We start from the raw sequence: 8,836 nt of genomic DNA, 5'->3' as shown, positions 1-8,836 counted from the left end.
TAGGGTTTCCTTTCGGCTTCCCGGCATTCTTAAGAAAGTTACATCCGCCTCAGCTATTTGCTTTGGAGTCGGAAAGTAAGTTTCCTCGTCTGCACCAGAAAGCTCTCTAACCAACAGGTTCAGCTGACCAATCGCCGCAGTGACCGAAACTTGCTGACCGAGGATCGCCCTAACTCCGGCCTCCCAAGCACTCCACACCCCTGGGATACGAATGCCACTTCTGGCGACTAAGTTAGGATCTATCGTCGCAAAAAAGGCTTCAACTTTAGCGATGTCGACATCAAGGTCGAACATACGTCGAATATGGGCAATCAAACTTCGCAGCTGATTGATATCATCCAACTCAAACTCAATATCCAAGCTATTATCTTTGACTAAGGTCGCCTTGAACCAGCCCTTCGAGCCATTCACCTTCACCGTACGTTGGTAATAGTCCTCGCCGACCTCTTCTATTCCCTCAATCATTCTTCGTCGATAAAAATCCAGCAAATGACTCCAATCTAATGGACCATGAAAAGTCAGTTGGACGTGATTACTCAGGCTGTCATCAGGTTTGGCTCGTCGAATCTGACTGGGTGAAAGCTTCAGCTCCTTTTGAAAGGCATCATTGAAACGACGCGTACTATTAAACCCACTCGCAAAGCCGACATCTGTGATGCTCATACTGCTGGTATGCAGTAACTGCTTGGCAAACATCAACTGGCTGTACAGGCTATATTGCTTGGGCGACACGCCAATGTAAGTATCGAATAGGGTTCGCAAATACCGATCGGATATCCCTAAACGTGCTGCAAGATCGGTGATTGAGCCTGAACTCAATGCGCCGTTATCGATCAGCTGCATCGCTCTAAGAAAAGTGGTTTCAACCCCTTTCCATGCTGGTGAGAAAGGAGCACTGTCTGGTCGACAGCGTAAGCAAGGTCGGTAGCCTGCTTTTAATGCCTGAGCCTGATGAGAAAAATATTCGACGTTCTCTTCTTTCGGTGGTGTTGCGGGGCAGATAGGGCGACAGAAAATCCCCGTCGTTTTTACCGCAGTGAAGAACATACCATCAAAACGCGCGTCTCGCGCATAGCGAGCTAAGTGGCACTGCTCATTAGTTAACGTACTGTTGTGATGGATTTTTTTCGACATACTCTATTCTTCCCTTTGGCCATAATTTTGGCTCCGATAACAAAAAGTTTACCGTGAATAACCACTGTCGCTAGCCACTTTCGGAACTGAAGGTTAGATAAATCACAAAAAAGGGTTTTATTTTTATCCAATTCGACTAAATTTAATCAAGAGAAGTCAATCTTCTCACAACGTCAAACGATAGGTACTTAGCACGCCAAAGATGCAGAGACCTATCGAATATAAAAAGGAAAAGGCTATGGTTCTTCACACGTGTCGTATTGTTTTATCAAACCAACAGGTTCTCACCAGTCAATCAGTCGAGCAATCACTCGGCTTTCTTGAAGAAAAAGCGGATCATGGGATTACTAAAATTGAGATAGACGCAACGGACGGACACACCATCCATTCGTACATGTCACACTCTCTTGAAGAGTCTATTGAAAACCTAATGAACCTATAAGTGTCCTGATAAATCTCTACGTGTTCTCACGCGATAGAAATAGGGTTACGCGTACCAGGCTTAAACAGTTTTCCGACTTAGAGCTTTTTCTAAATTGGGCAATATGAATATATCTGGTTTAAACAAAAAAATGGCTCCCCAACTGGGAGCCATTTTTTATCTCATCAACACTATAAGTTGGTGGCAGATCGTAACTTTATTCTGGCGCTTGCTCAGCTGCTTGTTGCAGTGTGTATGCCGTCGATGGGTCAATCTCATTAACCAACTTCTCGACCTGCATGATCGCATCGACCGAGGTGCTGTTTTTACGGTAGCTCAGATAAATCGGGCGATACCAATCTTCCACCCCTTTCACCTTATGCAACTGACCCGACTCGATAAACGGTTCAACAAGAGAAACAGGTAAATAAGCACTACCGCCTTTCTCTAAAATGAAATCAAGGGCAATACGAGCGGTAGAAGTGCGTAAGTACGGTGCTGGTACTTTTGGATGACGCTCTGCGTGCTCTGAACCAAAACGCGTTCCCCAATCGACATAAACGTATTTATGTTGGAACACCGATTCCAGATCATCAGGCTGTGTCGACACCAAAACGAGTACTAAGTCAGCGACTTTTTTACAGTTCAGCTCTTCTGCTTTGATCTGGTCAAAAGCGAAAGCCATATCTAAGGTACGTTCTAGCAAGTTTCGGTTCAGTTGCTCACGCCCCATCACCTCTGCCATAAAGCCGTAACCACCAAAAGAATCGGTCACGACGCTCAAACAGTTTTGCAAATACGCATCCCAAATATTCGGCGTGCCACCCAGTGTTAACTGCAAGGCTTTTCCGCTCTCTAATGACAGCTCAAACTTGGCCTGCTGTAAGGTTGAAACCATCACCTCAGCGTAACCAATCAAACGCTCACCGGAAGAAGTGAGCTTGATGTTATTGCGGTCTCGAATGAACAACTGAGTATCAAAATAGCCTTCCAGCTGTTTGATTCGCGCACTCACCGCCGCTTGTGTTAAATACAAGTTTTCAGCAGCACGCCCAAAGTGGCGCACCCTTGCAACCTCAAGAAAGGTTCTAAAGACTTTCACATCCATCAAATACATCTCTGTAATAAATCTGCTAACAAGCGGATCTAGGATTGTTTATCGTAAAGGCAAAAACGTTTTGTTTCCTATTTTAGCCTTTTAACAATATTTTCGCGTGAGCAATAAACACTAATTTCTATCTAACCACATTACTGAGGCTGATATGTCTGAGACCGAATTCCGTCACGGAAAAAAACGTTTTTATGACACCATTAAATTCCCACGAGGGTTCGCTAAGTCGGGTGATTTTACTCTTTCAGAAGAGGAAATCCTAACCTTGTTTGGTGACACTATGCTTGCACTTGAGACTGGCGAGCTTACGCCAACTAATGCAGAAGAAAAGCACTTCATTAAAGTGTTGTCTCACCCTCACAAGGCAAAGTCCAAGTTAGAGCGTGTTTGGTTGAAGTACATTCAACTGGCTCGTGGACGCCGTCGCTTTCATACCCTAAACGGCTGCAAACGCGGCGAAGTGCCTAGGGAAGAATACGACAGTGAGTTAGTGTTAGAAGATTAGTCAAATCGCTCAAAGTGATACCTCATCACTTTGAGCTTTTTTTTACCTTCAAGGTTTACACTTCAAACTCGCCTTTTCTCCGTAATTGGTAAGTTTAGCTAACCTAGTCAGTTTTACCAATATTTATAGATAATTCATAACGATAGCGTGAAAAAACGCTCATATTACTCAATCGAGTGAGTTTCTAACCCAACCCAGTTTATCGTTCACCATCTGAATCTTCCTTTTATCACGATAGTGTCACGTTGCCATCATTATTTTTCTAGGCTCACCTATACTCACAAAGCTCGCCAATAGACCGACTGTTTCAGAGCCTGAATTGAATCAAGATTGCGGTATATGACAAGCGTATTAATCTTGTTTAACGCCACCAAATATCCATACAATAAGTGTGCAATTTTGCGAGTTCGAGTCACAGATACGACGAAAAAAGTAAAAACTTGACCTAAAACAATGGCAGAAACAGATCACTTATTTTATAATGCGAATTAATGTTTCAGCACACTATAAATTACTTATCTTAGGGGCTACAAAAATGAGACTTATTCCTTTAAACAACGCGGCACAAGTAGGTAAATGGGCAGCACGTCACATCGTTGAAGCGATCAAAGCATTCAACCCAACAGCTGATCGTCCATTCGTTCTTGGTCTACCAACTGGTGGCACACCACTTACGACTTACAAAGAGTTAATCGCACTATACAATGCAGGTGAAGTTAGCTTTAAAAACGTTGTTACATTCAACATGGATGAGTACGTAGGTATCGATCCTAACCACCCTGAGTCTTACCGTACTTTCATGTACACAAACTTCTTCAACCACGTTGATATTCAAGAAGAGAACATCAACCTACTAGACGGCAAAGCAGAAGACATCGACGCTCACTGCGCAGCTTACGAAGAAAAAATCCGTTCTTACGGCAAAATCAACCTGTTCATGGGCGGTATCGGCATCGACGGTCACATCGCATTCAACGAACCAGGCTCTTCTCTAGCTTCTCGTACTCGTATCAAGACGCTAACTGAAGAGACTCGCATCGCGAACTCTCGCTTCTTCGACAACGACATCAACCAAGTGCCAAAATACGCACTAACTATCGGTGTTGCGACTCTACTAGACGCTGAAGAAGTAATGATCCTGACTATGGGTCACAACAAAGCACAAGCTCTACAAGTTGCTATCGAAGGTTCTGTAAACCACATGTGGACTGTTACAGCACTACAAATGCACCGTAAAGCTATCATCGTTGCTGATGAGCCAGCTCAACAAGAGCTAAAAGTTAAGACTCTACGCTACTTCCAAGAGCTAGAAGCTGAAAATATCCAAGACCTATAATCTCAGGTTTTGTTGAACAAAAAGCCACATCATGTGGCTTTTTTTGTACCTGAAATTTGCGGTCGATATGCTGAGTTGCTTATTAGTTTAGGCTGTCAGAACGGACGACAATCTAGAGAATCATTTCCCATATAAGTCATGCGCAAATCAAAAGAAGTGTTGGTTGGAGTGAATACAAAAAAGCGATTCCTCAATAACAGAAACCGCAATCAATATCTATTCTAGAATGGGTAAAACAAGTTGTCGCGAGTTGTTGTGTCGCTAAGAAAGCGCCCAATAACGAAATCTAAGAACTCAAGGCGTTGTCGCGACATAAGGTGTTAATAATGTCTGTGATAGCCAAAACAATGGTCGACTTCACTTTCTGATGGTGTCGCCCTAAGAACATTTGAAGCATCGGGCCAGACATGGTTTCAACCATCTCTGCATCGTATTCGATAGGCATAATACGCTGAATCGCGTGCACCTTATTGAGCTCAAAGATAACATCAACCTCGGTAAAACTGGTGTCGTCGCCTTGTAATTTCGCCCACTCTTTCAAGGTTACGAAAACCTCTAAATCGTCATAAAGCTCTTTACTGATAACACCCAAACCCAAGAGCAATTTGCCGCGAACCATTATCTCGCCTAAAGGCCCGCCGCTGTTGAGTAGAGGCTCGACAACGAATTTAATCGCCGTGTCGTCTTTCTTGAAGATGTTTTTTAAAACCGCATCCACCGTATCATCCAATGCATCATAAGCCGCCATCAAGCAGGCGCTAGCACTCTCAGCTTCAGATAAGGCCTCGAGTAATTCTGTTTCATGACTAGGATGTATTGGCATAACGGCTCGGCAATAAGAAAGTGCCACAGGTGTGGCACTTTGATGATTTATCATTTCAATGCTAGGTAAGCTTGTTCCGCTAGTTTAACAACTTCTGAGTCGATATTCAGCTCAGAATAGTGCGCTAATGTCTCAGCAAAACCTTTTTCTGCAAACATTGCCTGAAGTTCAACCGCTTGAGGGTCATCTTCATTCTTGTAATGGAACGCAGCAGCGATTGCTTTTACAAGGTGCGTATTCGGTAGACCATACTCTAATGTACCGTTTAGAGGCTTAACCAGACGATCCTGTGGGCTCAGCTTGCGAATTGGCTGGCGGCCAACACGGTCCACTTCATCACGCAAGAATGGGTTAGCAAAACGACCTAGAATTTTTAGGATGTAAGCCGCGTGTGCTTCTGGATCAAAGCCGTAGCGCTTAATAAGAACTTCACCGCTCTCTTCCATGGTTGCTTTTACTTCAGCATAAATCGCTTGGTCTTCAATCGCATCTTTGATTGTTTCGTGACCCGCTAGCACGCCAAGGTAAGCGGTAACCAAGTGACCAGTATTAAGCGTGAACAATTTACGCTCAACGAAGGCCATTAGGTTGTCAGTGCACTCCATACCTGGGATGTTTGGAATCTCACCTTTAAATTGTGTTTGGTCTACGATCCACTCGCTGAACGTTTCAACCGTTACTGCTAGTGGGTCTGTTTCGCCTGCTTCAGCTGGCGGTACGATACGGTCAACCGCTGAATCAACAAAGCCAATATGCGCTTCAGTGAACGCTTTCATGTCATCAGAAAGGTGCTCTAAAACCGCAGCTTTAAGCTGGCTAGTACCACGAACCATGTTCTCTGCTGCGATGATATTCATTGGTGCAGTGTTGTTTGCTGCTGCACGCTTTTCAATACCTTGAGCAATAGACTTAGAGATAATCTTAAGAACCGTTGGACCAACCGCTGTGGTCACAATGTCAGACTCAGCAATGCAATCGACCACTGCGCTTGTTGCCGAGTTTACTGCTGTCACGTTCTTAACGATCTCAACAACGCACTCTTCACCCACAATCTTCACTGGGTATTCTTGGCGTTCAATTAACGCATTCACAACCGTTTCATTTACGTCAGCAAAAGTAACCTTCATACCAGCGTCAGCAAGAAGCTTACCAATGAAACCACGACCGATATTACCTGCACCAAAATGTAACGCTTTCATAATTTTGACCTTATAAATATTTGAATCTAGATAGCTAACTGCTCAACCACATGCCTGATGATTAACTAGAGACATTAAGCAGTAAGCTATTCAGACTGAATCTGGTTAAGACAGATTAAGACCGAAAATGAGGCCAGTAGGGGGATACCGGCCTCCTTCACTTAGGAGCTTGACTAGAGCTTTTTAGTTTCCGTTGAGAATGCGTAGAACATCAGCAGGGTTTGTTGTGTTCTGTAGGCATTCCACAGCGTCTTCATCATCAAGTGAATTGGTAATAGCCATCAGCACCATGTTGTGCTCATCGCCTTGTGCGGCAATACCGATAACCATCTTCGCGATATCGTCTTCATCTTCGCCCCACTGAATACCTTCAGGGTACTGACAGAATACGATGCCGGTTTTTTGTACATATTGTTTCGCTTCGATTGTGCCGTGTGGTACTGCGATAGACTCGCCTAGGTAAGTAGATACAAGCTCTTCACGAGCAAACATGCCATCTACGTATTCTGGTGATACATTGCCAAGCTTCACTAGTTGGTCGCCAGCAAACTTGATAGCGTCTTCTTTCTGAGTCGCTTTAAGGCCAAGGAAAATGCTGTCATTAGTCAGTGCAAGCTTGTTGCCTTCTTGAGCTGGTGCTGCTGCAGGAGCCGGTGCTTCTACTTTCGCTTCACCACTTTGTGCTTCAACAAGTTCTGCTACTAGGTTGTCGTATACTGCGCCATCTAAGAAGTTGTTCAGAGACATGTGCATTGCACCAGGAATGGTTTTACGTGCACGGTCTGTTAAATCTTTATGTGTAATAACAATTTGTGAATCAGCTGGTAAGTTGTTGATTGCGTAGTTAGTTACCGTGATATTTAGGCCCGCTGCATCTACTTTCTTACGAAGTAGACCTGCACCCATTGCACTTGAACCCATACCCGCATCACACGCTACGTATACTGCTTTCACGTCAGCTAGGTTGATGTCTGCACCCGTTGCTGCACCTTTAGAAGACGCTTTCATGTCTTTCATTTGTGCTGATGCTTTCTCTAGTGAATCTTCCTCATCATCTTGCGCTGATGTTTTAAGAAGGATTGACGCGACAACAAACGATACTGCCGTTGCTGCGATAACCGATAGAATCACGCCGATGTAAGAGCCTTTTGGTGTCATCAACAGAATCGCGAAGATAGAACCAGGAGATGCTGGAGAAATTAGGCCAGAGCTGAACATTACGTTAGTGAATACACCAGCCATACCACCTGCGATTACCGCTAGGATTAGGCGTGGGTTCATTAGAACGTATGGGAAGTAAATTTCGTGGATACCACCTAGGAAGTGGATGATAGATGCACCCGCAGCAGATTGCTTCGCGCTGCCTTTACCAAATACCATGTAAGCAAGTAGTAGACCTAGACCAGGACCTGGGTTCGCTTCAATTAGGAAGAAGATAGAACGGCCGATCTCTTCAGACTGCTGAATGCCTAGTGGAGAGAAAATACCATGGTTGATTGCGTTGTTCAGGAATAGAATTTTCGCCGGTTCTACAAAGATAGAAGCAAGAGGTAGTGCACCCGCTTCAACCATCACGTTAACGCCAGCCGCTAAACCAGAAGACAGAACTTTCACAGCAGGACCAATCACGATGAACGCGATGATCGCGCAGATCATGCCGATGATACCAGCAGAGAAGTTGTTCACTAGCATTTCGAAACCACTCTTCACTTTACCGTGAATAGCTTCATCGAATTTCTTGATTGCGATACCGCCTAGTGGACCCACAATCATTGCACCCATGAACATCGGGATGTCAGTACCAACGATAACACCCATTGTTGTGATGGCACCTACTACCGCACCGCGGTCACCACCAACCATCTTACCACCAGTGTAACCAATCAATAATGGCAGCAAGTAAGTGATCATAGGACCAACCATTGATGCTAACGTTTCGTTAGGCCACCAACCAGTTGGGATGAATAGTGCTGTAATGAAACCCCACGCAATAAATGCGCCGATGTTTGGCATTACCATATTGGATAAGAAACGACCAAAGTTTTGAACCTTGATCTTCGCTTCTGGTGATAGCATAGGTAGAACCCCGTAGTGTATTGGTTGGTCAAATGACCGAAAATGTGTGCTCAAAAGTTGATTGAAATGTATCACAACATTTCCAAAATGCACCTCAAGCCAATTTTAGTGATTATGGTCACACACAAAAAACACTTAGGGGTTACCGAGAACGATTTAGATCACAAAAGCGCCATGAATTAAAATTACAAAGCAAAATTAGCGATAATAAATCTCATTTACACACAACCC

Annotated in this window: 8 protein-coding genes; 3 read left to right on the top strand and 5 right to left on the bottom strand. The window is 44.2% G+C overall.

What is annotated here, in order from left to right; all coding sequences use genetic code 11:
* The coding region (locus BCT81_RS25840; protein ID WP_102426312.1) for an AlkA N-terminal domain-containing protein at positions 1-1,134 on the bottom strand (1,134 nt) is incomplete at its 3' end.
* A gap of 238 nt (positions 1,135-1,372) precedes the next feature.
* Between BCT81_RS25840 and BCT81_RS25835 the strand changes: the two genes are divergently transcribed.
* Positions 1,373-1,576 (top strand): hypothetical protein, encoded by a 204-nt coding sequence (locus tag BCT81_RS25835; RefSeq protein WP_008216777.1) that lies wholly within the window; start codon positions 1,373-1,375, stop codon positions 1,574-1,576.
* 196 nt (positions 1,577-1,772) lie between these two features.
* Here BCT81_RS25835 and BCT81_RS25830 read toward each other — a convergent pair whose 3' ends face one another.
* Complete coding sequence (locus tag BCT81_RS25830) at positions 1,773-2,663, bottom strand: LysR family transcriptional regulator (protein ID WP_008216778.1); 891 nt, start codon at positions 2,661-2,663, stop codon at positions 1,773-1,775.
* A 154-nt stretch (positions 2,664-2,817) separates the two neighbouring features.
* On the opposite strand from BCT81_RS25830, the gene BCT81_RS25825 reads away from it, so the two are divergent.
* Positions 2,818-3,171 carry a DUF413 domain-containing protein gene (locus BCT81_RS25825; RefSeq protein WP_008216779.1) on the top strand — a complete coding sequence of 118 codons (354 nt, stop codon included), beginning with the start codon at positions 2,818-2,820 and terminating at the stop codon, positions 3,169-3,171.
* 535 nt (positions 3,172-3,706) lie between these two features.
* Entirely contained in the window at positions 3,707-4,507 is an 801-nt protein-coding gene (gene nagB / locus BCT81_RS25820) for a glucosamine-6-phosphate deaminase (protein ID WP_063524791.1), read from the top strand.
* A gap of 286 nt (positions 4,508-4,793) precedes the next feature.
* On the opposite strand, the gene BCT81_RS25815 is transcribed toward nagB, so the two are convergent.
* From BCT81_RS25815 to BCT81_RS25805, 3 genes are all read right to left on the bottom strand, one after another.
* Positions 4,794-5,330, bottom strand: coding sequence for an MltR family transcriptional regulator (locus tag BCT81_RS25815; protein WP_193777311.1), 537 nt, complete (start codon positions 5,328-5,330; stop codon positions 4,794-4,796).
* Between the two features lie 50 nt (positions 5,331-5,380).
* On the bottom strand, positions 5,381-6,529 hold the full coding sequence (locus BCT81_RS25810; RefSeq protein WP_102426311.1) for a mannitol-1-phosphate 5-dehydrogenase: 1,149 nt from the start codon (positions 6,527-6,529) through the stop codon (positions 5,381-5,383).
* A gap of 183 nt (positions 6,530-6,712) precedes the next feature.
* Positions 6,713-8,605, bottom strand: coding sequence for a PTS mannitol transporter subunit IICBA (locus tag BCT81_RS25805; RefSeq protein WP_102426310.1), 1,893 nt, complete (start codon positions 8,603-8,605; stop codon positions 6,713-6,715).
* Positions 8,606-8,836 lie beyond the last annotated feature (231 nt).

This window comes from Vibrio sp. 10N.261.52.A1 (genome assembly GCF_002876325.1).
Lineage (GTDB): Bacteria > Pseudomonadota > Gammaproteobacteria > Enterobacterales > Vibrionaceae > Vibrio > Vibrio chagasii.
The sequence above is the reverse complement of the archived record's forward strand: the minus strand, read 5'-3'. Positions and strand labels throughout refer to the sequence as shown.